The sequence below is a fragment of the Rhodococcus sp. SJ-3 genome, assembly GCF_051918125.1.
Classification (GTDB): domain Bacteria; phylum Actinomycetota; class Actinomycetes; order Mycobacteriales; family Mycobacteriaceae; genus Rhodococcus.
Window position 1 is genome coordinate 5,794,063 of record NZ_CM123306.1, and the last position, 15,703, is coordinate 5,809,765.

15 protein-coding genes are annotated in these 15,703 nt (G+C 65.6%); 3 read left to right on the forward strand and 12 right to left on the reverse strand.

The features are described 5' to 3' along the window. Positions 1-29: 29 nt before the first annotated feature. From ACTDXD_RS26940 to ACTDXD_RS26990, 11 genes are all read right to left on the reverse strand, one after another. A complete protein-coding gene (locus tag ACTDXD_RS26940) occupies positions 30-848 on the reverse strand; it encodes a DegV family protein (RefSeq protein ID WP_440125175.1) in 819 nt (272 codons plus the stop codon). Positions 849-853: 5 nt separating this feature from the next. Continuing rightward, positions 854-1,621 (reverse strand): diglucosylglycerate octanoyltransferase, encoded by a 768-nt coding sequence (gene octT / locus ACTDXD_RS26945; protein WP_440125176.1) that lies wholly within the window; start codon positions 1,619-1,621, stop codon positions 854-856. Next, positions 1,608-2,186, reverse strand: a complete 579-nt coding sequence (locus ACTDXD_RS26950; RefSeq protein ID WP_440127821.1) for a histidine phosphatase family protein — start codon at positions 2,184-2,186, stop codon at positions 1,608-1,610. Before ACTDXD_RS26950 ends, octT begins: the two co-directional genes overlap by 14 nt. A 71-nt stretch (positions 2,187-2,257) precedes the next feature. Continuing rightward, positions 2,258-2,674 carry a ribosome silencing factor gene (gene rsfS / locus ACTDXD_RS26955; protein WP_440125177.1) on the reverse strand — a complete coding sequence of 139 codons (417 nt, stop codon included), beginning with the start codon at positions 2,672-2,674 and terminating at the stop codon, positions 2,258-2,260. Then, positions 2,674-3,351, reverse strand: a complete 678-nt coding sequence (gene nadD, locus ACTDXD_RS26960) for a nicotinate-nucleotide adenylyltransferase (RefSeq protein WP_440125178.1) — start codon at positions 3,349-3,351, stop codon at positions 2,674-2,676. The genes rsfS and nadD overlap by 1 nt, the downstream gene beginning before the upstream one ends. Positions 3,352-3,478: 127 nt before the next feature. Then, positions 3,479-4,927 (reverse strand): vWA domain-containing protein, encoded by a 1,449-nt coding sequence (locus ACTDXD_RS26965; protein ID WP_440125179.1) that lies wholly within the window; start codon positions 4,925-4,927, stop codon positions 3,479-3,481. Position 4,928: 1 nt separating this feature from the next. Next, positions 4,929-5,825 carry an AAA family ATPase gene (locus ACTDXD_RS26970; RefSeq protein WP_440125180.1) on the reverse strand — a complete coding sequence of 299 codons (897 nt, stop codon included), beginning with the start codon at positions 5,823-5,825 and terminating at the stop codon, positions 4,929-4,931. Between the two features lie 32 nt (positions 5,826-5,857). After that, on the reverse strand, positions 5,858-7,153 hold the full coding sequence (locus ACTDXD_RS26975; RefSeq protein WP_440125181.1) for a glutamate-5-semialdehyde dehydrogenase: 1,296 nt from the start codon (positions 7,151-7,153) through the stop codon (positions 5,858-5,860). Between the two features lie 82 nt (positions 7,154-7,235). Continuing rightward, the gene (locus ACTDXD_RS26980) at positions 7,236-8,342 is read right to left on the reverse strand and encodes a D-alanine--D-alanine ligase family protein (protein WP_440125183.1); all 1,107 of its coding nucleotides are present in this window, start codon (positions 8,340-8,342) and stop codon (positions 7,236-7,238) included. 53 nt (positions 8,343-8,395) lie between these two features. Further along, positions 8,396-9,520 carry a cystathionine gamma-lyase gene (locus ACTDXD_RS26985; RefSeq protein ID WP_440125184.1) on the reverse strand — a complete coding sequence of 375 codons (1,125 nt, stop codon included), beginning with the start codon at positions 9,518-9,520 and terminating at the stop codon, positions 8,396-8,398. 4 nt (positions 9,521-9,524) lie between these two features. Beyond that, a complete protein-coding gene (locus tag ACTDXD_RS26990; protein ID WP_440125185.1) occupies positions 9,525-10,523 on the reverse strand; it encodes an NAD(P)H-dependent glycerol-3-phosphate dehydrogenase in 999 nt (332 codons plus the stop codon). A gap of 182 nt (positions 10,524-10,705) precedes the next feature. Here ACTDXD_RS26990 and cofC point away from each other — a divergent pair, with 182 nt between their 5' ends. The 3 genes from cofC to ACTDXD_RS27005 all read left to right on the forward strand — a co-directional run bounded on the left by cofC (position 10,706) and on the right by ACTDXD_RS27005 (position 14,798). Then, positions 10,706-11,377: a 2-phospho-L-lactate guanylyltransferase gene (gene cofC, locus ACTDXD_RS26995; RefSeq protein ID WP_440125186.1), complete on the forward strand. Its 672-nt coding sequence runs from the start codon at positions 10,706-10,708 to the stop codon at positions 11,375-11,377. 293 nt (positions 11,378-11,670) lie between these two features. After that, entirely contained in the window at positions 11,671-13,863 is a 2,193-nt protein-coding gene (locus ACTDXD_RS27000) for an RNA degradosome polyphosphate kinase (protein WP_440125187.1), read from the forward strand. 11 nt (positions 13,864-13,874) lie between these two features. Next, positions 13,875-14,798 (forward strand): NUDIX hydrolase, encoded by a 924-nt coding sequence (locus ACTDXD_RS27005; protein WP_440125188.1) that lies wholly within the window; start codon positions 13,875-13,877, stop codon positions 14,796-14,798. A 135-nt stretch (positions 14,799-14,933) separates the two neighbouring features. On the opposite strand, the gene ACTDXD_RS27010 is transcribed toward ACTDXD_RS27005, so the two are convergent. After that, complete coding sequence (locus tag ACTDXD_RS27010; RefSeq protein ID WP_440125189.1) at positions 14,934-15,656, reverse strand: HU family DNA-binding protein; 723 nt, start codon at positions 15,654-15,656, stop codon at positions 14,934-14,936. Positions 15,657-15,703 lie beyond the last annotated feature (47 nt).

The window sequence follows — 15,703 nt, forward strand, 5'->3', positions numbered from 1 at the left end:
GGATGGAGCGGCTGTGGATAACCTCCCGTTCAGCGCCGTGCCACGACGATTCCGATCGCCCCCGGACCGACGTGCGCACCGAGCACTCCGTCGATCTCACAGATGAGAAGTTCGGACGCATCGGGGATCCGCCCGGAAAGTTGCTCCGCCAGCAGATCTGCGCGTTCAGGTGCTCCGCGATGATGCACCGCGAGGAGTGGGGCAGGCCCGGCCTCGGCGACAATTCCATCGACCAGTTTCGAAAGCGCCTTCGTCATCGTCCGCGTCTTCTCACGCAGCACGAGTTTCCCGTCGACGAGATGGAGAACCGGTTTCATCGCAAGAGCCGTGCCGAGCAGTGCGGTGGCCGTACCGATTCGACCGCCGCGGCGCAGATGGTCGAGTCGGTCGACCACCAGCAGGGTCCGTCCGGACGCGGCCACCTCGACGGCACGCGAGTACACCTCGTCGAGATCGGCGCCGGATTCGGCCGCACGCGCCGCTTCGAGTGCGGCAAATCCCAAGCCCATCGCGGTGTTCTGTGAATCGATCAGCCGCACCCGATCGCCGAGCGAGTCGGCGGCGTGCTTCGCAGCCTCCCAGGTGCCCGACAGTAGTCGCGACAGGTGTACCGCCACCACGCCGTCGCCGTCGCTGTCGTCGAGCGCACGCGAGTAGACCTCGAGCAGTTCGGCCGGCGACGGACCGGACGTGGTCACCCCCGACAGATCTTCGGGAAGCTCATCGATACCCTCGCGAAAGTCCCGCCCCTCGGAGATCACGTGCAGGGGAACGATCCGGATGTCGTATCGCTCCGCCATCTTCGGATCGAGACAACACGACGAGTCGGTGACCACCACTACTGACACGGCACCTACCGTATGCCGTCGGAGGCGGGTTGCGCATCCGGACGAGCCATTCGCACCGCGTCGATCATCGCATCGGCAACCTTGCGATGTCCGTCCCATCCCCAATGGATTCCATCGGGGTTCGCCTCGTCCGAGAAGATGTTCTCGCGCACAGCTTCGCCGAGATCGACAAGGGGAACCGACTTTTCGTCGGCCCACTGTGAAATCGCACGGGCAGCAGGACGCCGCCCACGATGCACCGACCGGTACTGCTCACTGTCGTGCACGGACGGCAACGTCCCGACCACCGGCAGGTCTGGTCGCATGTAGGCGAGTGATTCCCGGATGGTTTCGAGATATTCGACGCTCACCTTCGGCGGGAGCGCGACCGGCCACCCCAGCGGCGACAACCGCGGCTGGGCCCAGCCGTACGCGGTACGTACGGTTCTCCGCAGCGAGGCAGGCCGCAGGTACCGCATGCTTTCCCTCAGGGCTGTGGGCAACGGCGAGGGCAAGGTGTCCATTCCGCCGACAGCGATCACGACCGCCCCCGCCCGTGGAATGGCAGCCCACACACGTGGATCCTGTGTCATCGCCCACCATGCGTCGCGGGTGGTCCAGCCGATACGGGCGATGAGGTCGACATCCCACCCGAGGGCGGCTGCCGTGAGATTGGGCCAGATTCGCGGATCGTCGGCCGGCAGGCCGCCTTTGGGCCCGTAATAGCTGAGGGAGTCACCTATCACCAGCAGCGAGGGCCTCGGCGCGGCTGTTCCGGGTTCAGAGAGCGTCATCGGGCGACACCGTTGCCGACGCGTTCCACACATCGAGCCGCCAGGCCGGCGAATCACCGTAGCCGCTGAGCTGCACCCAGCCGGTGTTCCCCAGCCCCCCGAGAACCGGCCATCGCTCGACCGGCAGGTCGAGCAACGACGCGGTCAGCGCGGCGATCAACCCACCGTGTGCGACGAGCACGATCGGCCGGTCGCTCCACTGCTCGTGCTTGGCGAGCAACTCGTCGACGACGGGCCTGCTTCGTCGGGCGACGTCCTCGCGGCTCTCACCGCCCGGCGGCGCCCAGGTCGCATCTCCTCTCCACTGCGCACGCGCGCCCGGGTGACTCGCATCGACCTCGGCGTGGGTCATCCCCTGCCACTGTCCGAGGTGTGTTTCACGCAACCGGGGATCGATCTCGACCGGCAGACCTGCGCGATCGCCGATTGTCGTTGCGGTGTCGTACGCACGTCGCAGATCCGACGAGACGATCGTGATCGGGTCGAAATCGGCGACCGTGTGGGACACCGCCAGTGCTTGGCGACGACCGAGGTCCGACAGGTCGGTGTCGAGCTGGCCCTGCATGCGGCTGGTCGCGTTGTACTCGGTCTGCCCGTGGCGCAGCAGGATCAGGTGCCGCACCCGCACCGGCGCACTCACCCACGCTCCGTATCATCGTCCGCCGTCTCATCGTCCGCCGCGGAACGCGGGCCGCCGACTCCGTCGACCGGGACCGTCGGACAGTCCTTCCACAGACGCTCGAGGGCGTAGAAGTTGCGCTCTTCCTCGTGCTGGATGTGAACGACGACGTCGATGTAGTCGAGCAGGGTCCAGCGTCCTTCACGCGTGCCCTCGCGACGGACCGGCTTGTGCCCGGCGTCGCGCAGCTTCTCCTCGACGTTGTCGACGATGGCGTTGACCTGGCGCTCATTGGGTGCCGATGCAATGACGAAGCAATCGGTGATCACCAGTTGCTCCGACACGTCGAGCACTACGACGTCGGTCGCCAGCTTTTCGTCTGCGGCGAGGGCCGCGATCCGGGCCATCTCGAGGGCTTCTGCCGTTGCGCTCACTACGTGCTCTTTCTCTCGGTGTTCACGTGGTTCGATGTGGGTGCATCCACATAGAGGTGACGCTTACTGATGTACTGCACCACACCGTCGGGCACGAGGTACCAGACCGGACGGTGATTGTGGACTCGGGTACGGCAGTCCGTCGAGGAGATTGCCAGCGCCGGGATCTCGACGAGGCTCACCGCTTCGGCCGGAAGTCCCTCGAGGTGCGGGGCGAGGTGCTCGACGCTGAGGTCGTAGCCGGGGCGGGAGACCCCTACGAAACGCGCGAGCTCGAACAACGTCGGCCAGTCCTGCCATGACAGGATCGAGGCGAGGGCATCAGCGCCGGTGATGAAATACAGTTCCGAGTCCGGATACTGCTCTCGCAGGTCACGAAGGGTATCGACGGTGTAGGTCGCAGTACCGCGATCGATATCGACGCGGCTGACAGTGAATCGGGGGTTCGACGCGGTCGCGACCACGGTCATCAGGTACCTGTCTTCAGCGGCGCTGACTCGCCGACCCGATTTCTGCCATGGCTGGCCGGTCGGTACGAAGATCACCTCGTCGAGACCGAATCTGGCGGCAACCTCGCTGGCGGCGACAAGGTGACCGTTGTGGATGGGATCGAAGGTTCCGCCCATCACGCCCAGGCGTCGCGGGGACCCCGGGTGTCGGTCGGATGGCTGAGGCACGGTTGTCCAGCTTACGGGTTGACGTCCACCACGCTATGACTGACCGGGGATTTCTCCCGCGGCCGGCGGTGCGAGGGGCCGGTCGCCCCGGCTGTGAACGACCGGCGTGCGCCCGCGGGCCTTCCGATCAGACCGGAAGCAGAGCAGCCACCACCTCGGCCAGTTGTTTGGCCGAACGGCATTCGTGCATGGTGATGACCTCGCCGTACACCCGCGCTGCAGAGTCCCCGGCACCCCATTGCCCACGCGGCTCCGGGTTGAGCCAGTGCGCGTGCCGCGCCACCTGGACCATGTGCCCGAGGGCATCGAGGTTGGGATTGCGGTAGTTGTTGCGCCCGTCTCCGAGAATCAGGAGGGAACTGCGGCTGGTCAGGCTGTGCGCGTGCCTCTCGTTGAAGGTGGCAAAGGCGTTCCCGTAGTCGGAGTGGCCATCGTATGTGATCAACTCCGCTTCACGCAGCATCTGCGACATCGCTGTCCCCAGGTCGATGCCTGTGGCGAAGTGATGGGTCACCTCGTCGGTGGTGTCGATGAACGCGAACACCCGGACGCGCGAGAACTGCTCGCGCAATGCGTGGACCAGCAGCAGCGTGAAATGCGAGAACCCCGCGACCGAGCCTGAGACATCACACAGGACGACGAGCTCCGGCCGCGCAGGGCGGGGCTTGCGATTGATCAGATCGATAGGCACACCACCCGTCGACATCGACTTGCGCAGCGTGCGTCGCAGATCGATGGCACCGGCGCGGCTCCGGCGGCGCCGCGCGGCGAGCCGGCTCGCGAGAAGACGAGCGAGCGGCATCACCTGTCGGCGCAACGCAACGAGCTCCGAGTCGGAAGCGCGCAGGAAATCGACTTCTTCCGCGAGTTTCGGAACCCCGTACTTCTCGACTCGCTCGCGACCGAGTTGTTCAGCGGTGCGGCGACGCGTTTCCCGTTCGATCATCGCCCGGAAGTCGGCGATCCGGCGTGCGGCGGTCTGCCGCGCAACCTCGGTCTCGTAGTCACCGCTGTCGCGGTCGTCGCGCGACCCGTTGCCGAGGAGCCCCTCGAGAATTCGAGTGAGCAGGGTCTCCGGGGAGACGTCACGCAGAGTCTGGTACGCCGAGAACGACGGCCCGTTCGACGACTTGTACTGGCCGAGCGCTTCGACGAGCTGTGCGGTGAGCATCTCGGTCGCGGCAAGCGCGTCCGGGGAATCGTCGGCGAGGAGTTCGGCGATCAGGTCGCGGACGGCCTCGAGGTCGATCTCGCCGGAGGGAGTTCGAGGCAAGGTGAACTCTGCACCGTCGGCGCCACGCCTGCCGGTCGCCGCGGGGAACCACAGATCGAACAACGCGTCGAAGGTCGGGCGGTGGGTCGGCCTGCGCAAGAGTGTGCACGCCAGTCCCTCGCGGAGGATATCCCGGTCGAGCAGGTCTATCACCGACATGACCTGCCCTGCATCGACAGTTTCGGACGGACCCACCGCGATACCGCGACGGCGCAGCGCCTCGACGAAACCGACGAGATGACCTGGAATGCCGTACGGGGCCCTCAGCGCTGCACCCGGACCGGATGTCGGTGCGTCGGCCATGTCAGTTCAGCCGGAGCTCGGCTGCCGCACGGTCCTGATCGGACCGATGCTTGAGGACGACCCCGAGAGTGGTGCGTACGGCCGCATCATCGAGGGTGTTCATTCCCAGTGCGAGCAACGTCCGGCCCCAATCGATCGTCTCGGCGACCGACGGCACCTTCTTGAGTTGCATGCCGCGCAACACATGGACGGTGCGGACAAGCTGTTCGGCGATCGCTTCGGACAGCTCGGGGACCCGGCTCGCGAGGATCCTTCGTTCCAGATCGGCATCCGGGAAATCCAGGTGGAGAAAGAGGCATCGCCGTTTGAGGGCCTCGGACAATTCGCGGGTCGCGTTGGACGTCAGGACCGAGAACGGCTTACGGGACGCCCGGATGGTGCCGAGTTCGGGAACCGTCACGGCAAAGTCGCTGAGCACCTCCAGGAGCAGCCCCTCGATCTCGACGTCGGCCTTGTCGACCTCGTCGATCAGTAGCACGGTCGGGTCGTCGCGCCGGATCGCGGTGAGCAGAGGACGCGACAGAAGGAACTCCTCGGAGAAGACGTCTTCCTTCGTCGAATCCCACGATTCGCCTGCTGCGGCGCCGGCCCCCGCCGACTGGATACGGAGAATCTGTTTCGCGTGGTTCCACTCGTAGAGCGCGCGGGATTCGTCGACGCCCTCGTAGCACTGCAACCGCACCAGTTCGGCACCGGAGGTCTGCGCAACCGCCCTCGCCAGTTCGGTCTTACCGACGCCGGCGGGGCCTTCGATGAGCAGGGGCTTGTCGAGCCGGTCGGCGAGGAACACCGACGTGGCCGTGGCCTTGTCGGCGAGGTAGCCGGTCTCGGCGAGCCGGTCGATCACGTCCTGGACGTCCGCAAAGATCGGCGGAGTGGTCGGCAGCGCACGATCCACGCTGTGTCCTTTCGTCGTGCTGATCGGTCTGGTCAGGCGGAACGCGTGTGGCCGTCGCCCCACACCACCCATTTCGTAGAGGTCAGTTCGGGCAGACCCATGGGACCCCGAGCATGCAGTTTCTGAGTGGAAATGCCGATCTCCGCACCGAACCCGAACTGCTCACCGTCGGTGAATGCGGTGGACGCATTGACCATCACGGCTGCCGCATCGACCCGAGCGGTGAACTCTCGGGCCGCAGCGAGATCCGACGTGACGATCGCTTCTGTGTGGCCGGTGCCGTACGTGTCGATATGCCCGACTGCGGCGTCGAGATCGTCGACGAGCGCGAGCGCCACATCGAGTGTGAGGTACTCCTGGGACCAATCGTCCTCGGTTGCGGGTACCAGTCCGGGAAGGTCGCCGTGGACGGTGACGCTGTGGGACTGCAGCACCTGCAGCAGCTTCGGCACCGCGGTGTCGGCGATGGCCTTGTCCACGAGGATCGTCTCGACGGTGTTGCACACACTCGGACGCCGTGTCTTCGCGTTGACGACGATCTTCTCGGCCATCTCCAGGTCGGCGGCGGAGTGGATGTACACGTGGCAGTTGCCCACACCTGTTTCGATGGTGGGCACCGTCGCGTCGCGGACCACGGCCGAGATCAGTCCGGCGCCGCCACGCGGGATGACCACGTCGACGAGCCCGCGGGCCTGGATCAGATGCGTCACCGACGACCTGTCGGCGCTCGGCAGCAACTGCACGGCATCCTCGGGGAGTCCCTGCGAGGCGAGCGAACTCCGCAGCGCCTCGACGAGTGCCGCATTCGAATGTGCTGCGGACGACGAGCCGCGCAACAATGCTGCGTTGCCCGACTTGAGAGCGAGACCGAACGCGTCGACGGTGACGTTCGGGCGTGCCTCGTAGACCATGCCGACCACGCCGAGAGGCACGCGGAGCTGGCGGAGCTCGAGGCCGTTGGGCAATGTGGATCCGCGCACGACTTCCCCGATCGGATCGGGCAGGGCGGCGACGTTGCGCAGACCCGATGCGATGCCCTCTATACGAGCCTCGGTCAGGCGGAGTCGATCGAGGAGCGACTCTTCGGTACCGCCCGCACGCGCCGCGTCGATGTCGGCCGCGTTGGCGGCGAGAACCGCGTCCGATGCCGCGAGAACCGCATCGGCTGCGGCGTGGAGCGCAGCGTCCTTCTGCGCGGTGGTGAGAAGGGCGAGACGCCGGGAGGCGACACGGGCGTCGCGTGCGGCAGCGTGTACCGCTTCGCGAGTGTCGATCGCCTGGGCTTCCGCGGAATCGGATGCGGTGGAGTCAGGGGTCACGGCAGTCATGACCACAGCGTAGTCGCGTCGGTGACGGAGCCGACAGGCCGGCCGTATCGGATCGCCGGCCGTATCGAATCCAGGTCGATGGTCAGCGCAGCCCGGTTCCCCGAGCGAGTGCAGTGCGGATCAGCGTCGAGACGAGTTCGCGGTTGTCGATGCCTGCAGCCTCCCACATCCGCGGATACATCGAGATCGAGGTGAATCCGGGCATGGTGTTGATCTCGTTGATCACCGGACCGTCCTCGGTGACGAAGAAGTCCACCCGGGAGAGTCCCTGGCAGTCGAGTGCGCGGAAGGCACGCACCGCCAGGTCGCGGATCTCGGCGGACATCTCGTCGTCGAGCTTGGCCGGGACGTCGAATTCACACACGTCGTCGAGGTACTTGGTGTCGAAGTCGTAGAACGCTTCGTGGTTGCCCGACGAATCCGGCATACGGATTTCGGCGACGACACTGGCCCGGACTTCTCCATCGGGGAACTCGAGGACGCCGCATTCGACCTCGCGGCCGACGATCGCCGACTCGACGATGACCTTCGGATCGTGCAGGCGTGCCTTGTCCACCGCGGCATCGAACGACGACCAGTCGGTTACGCGGCTGATACCGATCGATGATCCGCCACGCGCGGGCTTGACGAACACAGGCAGGCCGAGGCGGTCCTTCTGCTCGTCGGTGAGCGTCGCGACCCCGGGGCGGAGGACGATCTGAAAGCCCACCGGCAGACCTTCGGCTGCGAGCAACTTCTTGGTGAATTCCTTGTCCATACCCGCCGCACTGGCGAGGACACCCGGCCCTACGTACGGAATTCCTGCAAGCTCCAATAGACCCTGGAGGGTGCCGTCCTCGCCGTTGGCGCCGTGCAACACGGGAAAAACGACGTCGACCGATGCGAAAACCTTGCCGAAGTCACCTTCGTCGAGGGCCACGAGGTCGCCGTTTCGGGTCGGGTCGGCAGTGAGCACAAGAGCGGAACCGGTCGTGTCGACGACGGGCAGTTCCCGCCCGGCCATCGCGAGCTTCTCCGGATCCGAGCTTGCGAGTACCCAGGCACCATCCTCGGTGATCCCGACCGGGACGGCTTCGTAGAGGTCAGGGTCCAGGTTACGGAGGACGCTGCCTGCTGAGACGCAGGAGACGGAATGTTCGTTGCTGCGGCCGCCGAACACGACAGCCACCCGGGTGCGGGGGTTACTCACGGCACACACGGTACCGGTAGGACCGGTCCTCGCCCCAGCCGGTTTCCCGTCGTTCACGAGGCGCGTAGCGCCGCGTCGAGATCGGAGAGAAGATCCTCGGTGTCCTCGATACCGCACGATAGGCGCACAAACCCCGGAGGTACCGGATCGCCCCAGCGGGCACGCCGATCCGCTGTTGTATGGATGCCGCCGAAGCTGGTTGCAGAGACCACCAACTCCGACGTTCGAACGAACCGGTGGAAGCAGTCGGCGTCGTCCAGCAGGAAGGTCACGAGCGGGCCGAACCTGCGCATCTGCGCCGCAGCAATCGGGTGGGCCGGATCCGTCGGCAGGCCCGGATAGCGCACGTCCGCGACAGCGGGATGCTCGGCCAACATCTGTGCGATGGCCTGCGCGTTGGCGCACTGCCTCTCGAAGCGCAAACCTGCCGTTCCGAGACTCCTATGGGCGAGCCAGGTCTCGAACGGCCCCAACACCGTCCCCGACAGCAACCGTTCACGGTCGAGCCGTGGAAGCAGCGCATCGTCACGCACCGCGATGTATCCGAACAGGAGATCACTGTGCCCGCTGAGCGATTTGGTACCGCTCGCCACCACGACGTCGGCACCGAGACCGAGCGGCTGCTGTCCGAGCGGTGTGGCGGTGGTGTTGTCGACGAGGAGAAGGGCGCCTGCCGCACGGCACGTCACCGCGGTCGCAGTGAGGTCCACGGTGTCGAGACCCGGGTTGGACGGAGTCTCGACGAGAACCAGCGCACCCGCGGGCGCGTCCGCGAGCACTGCGCTGAGTGTGCCGTCACCGAACTCGGACACAGATAGTTCGCGGACCATCACACCGAACGGCTCAAGACAGTCACGCGCATACTTACGGACCTGGTAGTACCCGTCCGACGGGACCACGACCACTCCGCCGGGGCACGCGAGCGAACGGAGCGCGACGGTGATCGCGGACATTCCGGAGCCGACGACGCGAGCCGCCGAGGCGCCCTCGAGGGTCGCGAGCGCCCGTTCGAGGTCTCGCCACCCGGGGTTCGATGCGCGAGCGTAGGTATCCGACGCGGCGCTTTCGTCCTCACCGAGTCGATAGGGCGCCGCGAGCACCGGGCCGGGCTGCAACGGATCTCCCGGAACACCGGCTACAGCAACAGCTTCGACACAGCGGGTCGAATCTCCGAGCATCGGGTCACTCCGGCTTCACGCGGCGGCCGAGCAGCAACCCGATCGCGTCCTGAACCGACATACCCTCGTGACAGACGCGATGCACGGCATCCGTGAGAGGCATCTCGACATCGTAACTGGCGGCGAGTTCCCGCACCGATGTGCAGGATTTGACTCCTTCGGCCACCTGGCCGTGCGTCGCCTCCTGCGCGCTCTCGAGGGTCCCTCCCCGACCGAGCCTCTCACCGAAGGTTCGATTGCGCGAGAGCGGCGAGGTGCAGGTGGCAACGAGATCGCCCACCCCCGCCAGACCCGCCAACGTCGCAGGCTTCGCCCCGAGCGCGGTTCCGAGGCGGATGATCTCGGCCAGACCGCGGGTGATGATGCTCGCCACCGTGTTGTCTCCCAGCCCCACACCCGCAGCCATACCGCACGCGAGTGCGATTACGTTCTTGCACGCGCCCCCGATCTCGCACCCGACGACGTCCGTGTTCGTGTAGGGACGGAAATAACCTGTGGCAGAGGACTTCTGAATCTGCATTGCGCGGGTGGAATCGGGGCACGCGATCACCGTGGCTGCGGGTTGACCCGCGGCGATCTCACGCGCGAGATTCGGCCCGGACAGCACCGCGATCCGGTTCCGGTCCGCCCCCGTGACCTGACCGATCACTTGGCTCATCCGCATCAGGGTGCCGCTCTCGATCCCTTTCGCGAGACTGAGCAGGGTCGTGCCGGAGGCAATGTCGTCCCGCCACTGCGCGAGATTGCTGCGTAGCGCCTGGGACGGGACTGCGAGGACAACGAAGTCGGCTCCGTCCAGCGCCACCCGGTGATCGGAGGTCGCCGACAGGGTCGCGGGCAAACGGACACCGGGGAGGTAGTCGGGATTCTCGTGCCGCTCGTCGATCGCACGTGCCATCTCCTCCCGGCGCGCCCAGACGGTCACGTCGGTACCCGCCTCGGCGAGAACTTTCGCGAATGCCGTACCCCATGAGCCCGCCCCCAGAATCGCCGCTTTGGTCACACGGTCCCCCTCATTCGTCTCGTTGTGCAGTCGTCTCGCTGCGCTGTCGTCTCACCGCATCACGGCCCCGCCGGATGCATGTCTCCACCACGGGTGCGTCCAGTATCGCCCAAACGGGATGGGTGCACCGCGAGACGGGACGCCGGAATGCATCCGGTGGCAGAACTGGCAGAATCCACGACATGACCGCTGTGCACGTGCTCGTCCCCGTCAAGGCATTGGGCCTGGCGAAGACGCGGCTCGCGCACGTCTTCGACCCGGCCACGCGCTCCGACCTGGTGGTCGCGATGCTCATCGATACCCTTGCTGCAGCACTGGGGTTACCCGGTTCCGTCGCGACCGTGGTGACGTCGGACCCGGTCGCAACCGAGGTCGCGTTCGCACACGGCGCACGAGTCCTGCCCGATCCCGCGTATCGGGGGGAATCCGATCCCCTCAACGCGGCGCTCGGGGTCGCAGCGGCACGCATCCGCGCGCAATCACCCGAAGCCGAGCTCGTCGCGCTCCACGCGGATCTTCCGGCATTGCGATCATCGGAACTGTCGGCTGCGCTCACCGAAGCAAGGCGGTTCGGCAGAGCGATCGTCGCAGACCACACCGGCGACGGAACTGCTGCGCTGTTCCAATGCACGCCTGGTCGCCCGCTCGGGCCGATGTTCGGCATCGACTCCGCACGACGGCACGTCCGATCGGGGGCGAGGGCTCTGACGCAACCTCTGGACGGATTGCGCATGGACGTCGACACCCTCGACGATCTCGAGGCTGCCGTCCGGCTCGGCACCGGCGACGCCACGAGCCGAATTCTGGGCCGGATCGGGTTCGCGCTCACGGAGCGATCTCCCGGCGTCCACTGAGTGACGTCCTCCCGGCCTCGAACAACCGGATCCCTGCCGCAGCGTCACACGCCATCTCGGTGAGTTCCTCCTCCGACGAGTCGCACTCCCCACCGAACACGGCTTCCGGTTGCCTCGGATGCTGAACCCGTTGCGGGTGAGCCGGATCGACTGCCGATTGTCCTTGCGACACACTGCACCGACACCACCGGCGGCACACGATCGACGGATCGGCGAGCTCGGTCGTGAACGACCGGGCTCGCGCCGAATACGGTGTGGTCACGGATCCACGATGTTCCTGCAACAATGAGGTAGTGACCCACGGCGATACCACCGACTCGAATGTCGGATTCGAAGATGCAGTCCCTGCCCGCGCCGTTTCCCGATCAGTGCGAGGCACCGCTACACCCGCTGCCCCGCCCGCCGCAGCCGAACATCGCACCCTCGGCACGGAGGGGCTCCCGGCCGACCGATACCTCAACCGCGAACTGAGCTGGCTCGATTTCAATGCGCGCGTACTCGCACTCGCCGAGGACAAGTCGATACCGCTTCTCGAGCGAGCGAAGTTCCTGGCGATCTTCGCGTCCAATCTCGACGAGTTCTACATGGTGCGTGTCGCAGGCCTCAAACGGCGCGCGGAAACAGGTCTGTCGGTACGCTCCGCCGACGGCCTGTCGCCGCGGGCACAACTCGCATTGATCGCGTCCAGCACACAGGAGCTCGCCGGCCGCCAGGCCCAGGTCTTCCTCGAATCGGTGCTTCCCGTCCTTGCCACCGAAGGCATCTCGATCATCCGTTGGTCGGATCTCGACGAGCCCCAGAAGACACGGTTGACACGATATTTCGCCGAGCAGATCTTTCCCGTCCTGACTCCGCTCGCCGTGGACCCAGCCCACCCGTTCCCGTATATCAGTGGGTTGAGCTTGAATCTTGCTGTCACTGTGAAAGACCTGAATTCAGCGGGCGAGCATTTCGCACGCGTGAAGGTCCCCGACAACGTCGACCGCTATGTCCGGGTCGACCAGGTCGACGCGACACAGCGGATTCCGGCCTTCCTCCCTCTCGAAGAACTGATCGCTGCGCACCTCGACGTTCTGTTCCCCGGGATGGAGGTCGTCGAGCACCATGCCTTCCGAGTCACCCGTAACGCGGATTTCGATGTCGAGGAGGATCGCGACGAAGATCTGCTGCAGGCCCTCGAACGTGAACTCGCGCGTCGGCGCTTCGGGTCTCCCGTGCGCCTCGAGGTCTCCGACGACATGACCGAGCACATGCTCGAATTGCTGCTGCGAGAGCTCGATGTGGATCCGTCCGATGTGGTGCAACTGCCGGGGCTGCTCGATCTGTCCAGTCTCTGGCAGGTGCACGCCGTGGACCGCCCGGATCTCAAGGATGCTCCGTTCGTGCCCGCGACCCACCCGGCCTTCGGCGAACGCGAAACCCCGAAGAGCGTGTTCTCGACACTGCGTGAGGGCGACGTGCTCGTTCATCATCCGTACGAGTCGTTCTCGACGAGCGTGCAACGCTTCATCGAACAGGCGGCTGCCGACAGCCAGGTGCTGGCCATCAAGCAGACGTTGTATCGCACTTCCGGCGACTCCCCCATCGTCAACGCACTCATCGCCGCTGCGGAGGCAGGCAAGCAGGTCGTCGCGCTCGTCGAGATCAAAGCGAGGTTCGACGAGCAGGCGAACATCCAGTGGGCTCGCAAGCTCGAGCAGGCGGGCGTGCACGTGGTGTACGGGCTGGTGGGGCTCAAGACACACTGCAAGACCTCGCTCGTGGTGCGCCGCGAGGGGTCGACGATCCGGCGCTACTGCCACATCGGCACGGGCAATTACAATCCGAAAACTGCTCGTCTGTACGAGGATGTGGGTCTTCTCACATGCTCACCCGAGATCGGTTCCGACCTGACCGATCTGTTCAATACGCTCACCGGGTACTCCCGAAAGGCGCGGTACCGCAACCTTCTCGTTGCTCCGCACGGCGTTCGGAAGGGCATCATCGAGCGCATCGAGCGCGAGATCGAGCATCACGCGACAGGCAAGCCCACCGGAATCCGCCTCAAGGCCAACGCGCTCGTCGACGAACAGGTCATCGACGCGCTGTACCGCGCTTCACGTGCCGGCGTCTCCGTGGAGATCGTCGTTCGCGGTATCTGCGCGCTTCAGCCGGGGGTACCGGGGCTGAGCGAGAACATCACCGTGCGCTCCATTCTGGGACGATTCCTCGAACACTCCCGCATCCTTCATTTCCGTGGCAGCAACGAGTTCTGGATCGGCAGCGCCGACATGATGCACCGCAATCTCGACCGTCGCGTCGAAGTCATGGTCCAGGTGAAGGATCCCCAGCTGTGCTTGCAGCTGGGTCAGATCTTCGACTCGGCGCTGGATCCTGCAACTCGATGCTGGACTTTGGAATCCGATGGTGTCTGGTCCGCGAGCCCAGCGCGGGGAACTGCCGCGCGCGACCATCAGGTCGAGCTCATGAGAATTCGCACCTCGTGAATGGAGGACAGGTGACCAAGGCATCGGACAAATCGTCACCCACGGACATTTTCGCGGCAGGGACGCTGCTCTGGAGACCCAGCGCGAGCGGCGTGGAGTTGGCCATGGTCCACCGGCCGAGGTACGACGACTGGACTCTCCCGAAGGGCAAACTCGACCCCGGGGAGACAGCGATCATTGCGGCGCTGAGGGAAACCGAGGAGGAGACCGGATTCCGGGCCGAGCTCGGACGTGGCCTCGGACGAGTCACCTATCCGATGCCCGGTACGGATCAGCGCAAGCAGGTCGATTACTGGACCGCGCGGTGTACCTCGGGCGAGTTCGTCCCGAACGACGAAGTGGACATACTCCGATGGGTTTCGCCCGATATCGCCTTCGACGAGCTGTCGTACTCGATGGATCACACTGTATTGCGCCGGTTCCTGGAGTTGCCTCCCGATACTCGGACAGTGCTCTTGGTGCGCCACGCCAAGGCGGGTAGTCGTAAGGACTACGAGGGTGACGACCGGTCCCGCCCGCTCGAGGAGAAGGGTCTGAGACAGGCCGCGGCACTTGTACCCCAGCTGTCCGCGTTCGGCGCCGACGTCGTCTTCTCCGCAGACCGCACGCGGTGCATCGAAACCATCGAGCCGCTCGCTGATCACCTCGACCTCGATATCGCTCTGGAGCCGATGCTCTCGGAGGAGGACTACGCAGCCGATCCCTCGCTCGCTCACAAACGGATTGCGGACGTCATCGAGAACGGGAGGGTACTCGTCCTGTGCAGCCAGGGCGGTGTAATTCCGGGCCTGCTCCAGTGGTGGTCGGAACAGTCGGGATTCGATCTCCCCGAGGGACGTACCCGTAAGGCAAGCACGTGGGTCCTGTCGTTCCACGACGGGAAGCTCGTTGCAGCCGAATACCTGGACACTCCATTCGCATCCGATCGCCCCTGAGCGCTACTGGAATTCGCCGGCGCGAATCCCGATGATCGACTTCCGCCGGATACACCTCCGGCGGCTATCGGAACTTCCGATAGCCGCCGGAGTGCTCGGCCCACAGTGTACGGGCCGATCAGATACCGGACAGGCCTACTTCTTGCCTGCGGCCTTGCGCGCCGTGGTCTTCTTGGCCGGAGCCTTCTTGGCCGCGGTGGTCTTCTTTGCTGCCGCCGTGGTCTTGGCCGGAGCCTTCTTGGCCGCGGTGGTCTTCTTCGCTGCCGCCGTGGTCTTGGCCGGAGCCTTCTTGGCCGCGGTGGTCTTCTTCGCTGCCGCCGTGGTCTTGGCCGGAGCCTTCTTGGCCGCGGTGGTCTTCTTCGCTGCCGCCGTGGTCTTGGCCGGAGCCTTCTTGGCCGCAGTGGTCTTGGCCGCAGTGGTCTTGGCCGCGGTGGTCTTCTTCGCTGCCGCCGTGGTCTTCTTGGCCGCCGTGGTCTTCTTGGCCGCCGTGGTCTTCTTGGCAGCCTTCTTCGCCGCAGCGGCCTTCTTCACTGCAGCAGCGGCACCACGCTTGACTGCCGGACCACTCGCCGGAAGCTTCTGCGTCCCGGCAATGACCGCCTTGAACTGAGCACCCGGACGGAACGCCGGAACCGACGTCGGCTTGACCTTGACGGTCTCACCCGTCCGCGGGTTGCGAGCAACACGAGCCGCGCGACGACGCTGCTCGAAGACACCGAAACCGGTGATGGTGACGCTGTTGCCGGCATGCACGGCGCGAACGATCGCGTCGACGATGTGCTCGACAGCGTCCGTCGCGGTGCGCCTGTCCGAACCGAGCTTCTCGGTCAGAACATCGATCAATTCTGCCTTGTTCATTGATTTCCTCCGCATATCACGGTCCACCGTCAGACCGACTCGAGTCC

Excerpts from the sequence above, each read along its gene's own strand:
- octT (WP_440125176.1), bottom strand. The coding sequence starts at position 1,621 with ATGACGCTCTCTGAACCCGGAACAGCCGCGCCGAGGCCCTCGCTGCTG.
- ACTDXD_RS26950 (WP_440127821.1), bottom strand. The coding sequence starts at position 2,186 with ATGCAGGGCCAGCTCGACACCGACCTGTCGGACCTCGGTCGTCGCCAA.
- ACTDXD_RS26965 (WP_440125179.1), bottom strand. The coding sequence starts at position 4,927 with ATGGCCGACGCACCGACATCCGGTCCGGGTGCAGCGCTGAGGGCCCCG.
- ACTDXD_RS26975 (WP_440125181.1), bottom strand. The coding sequence starts at position 7,153 with ATGACTGCCGTGACCCCTGACTCCACCGCATCCGATTCCGCGGAAGCC.
- ACTDXD_RS26985 (WP_440125184.1), bottom strand. The coding sequence starts at position 9,520 with ATGCTCGGAGATTCGACCCGCTGTGTCGAAGCTGTTGCTGTAGCCGGT.
- cofC (WP_440125186.1), top strand. The coding sequence starts at position 10,706 with ATGACCGCTGTGCACGTGCTCGTCCCCGTCAAGGCATTGGGCCTGGCG.
- ACTDXD_RS27010 (WP_440125189.1), bottom strand. The coding sequence starts at position 15,656 with ATGAACAAGGCAGAATTGATCGATGTTCTGACCGAGAAGCTCGGTTCG.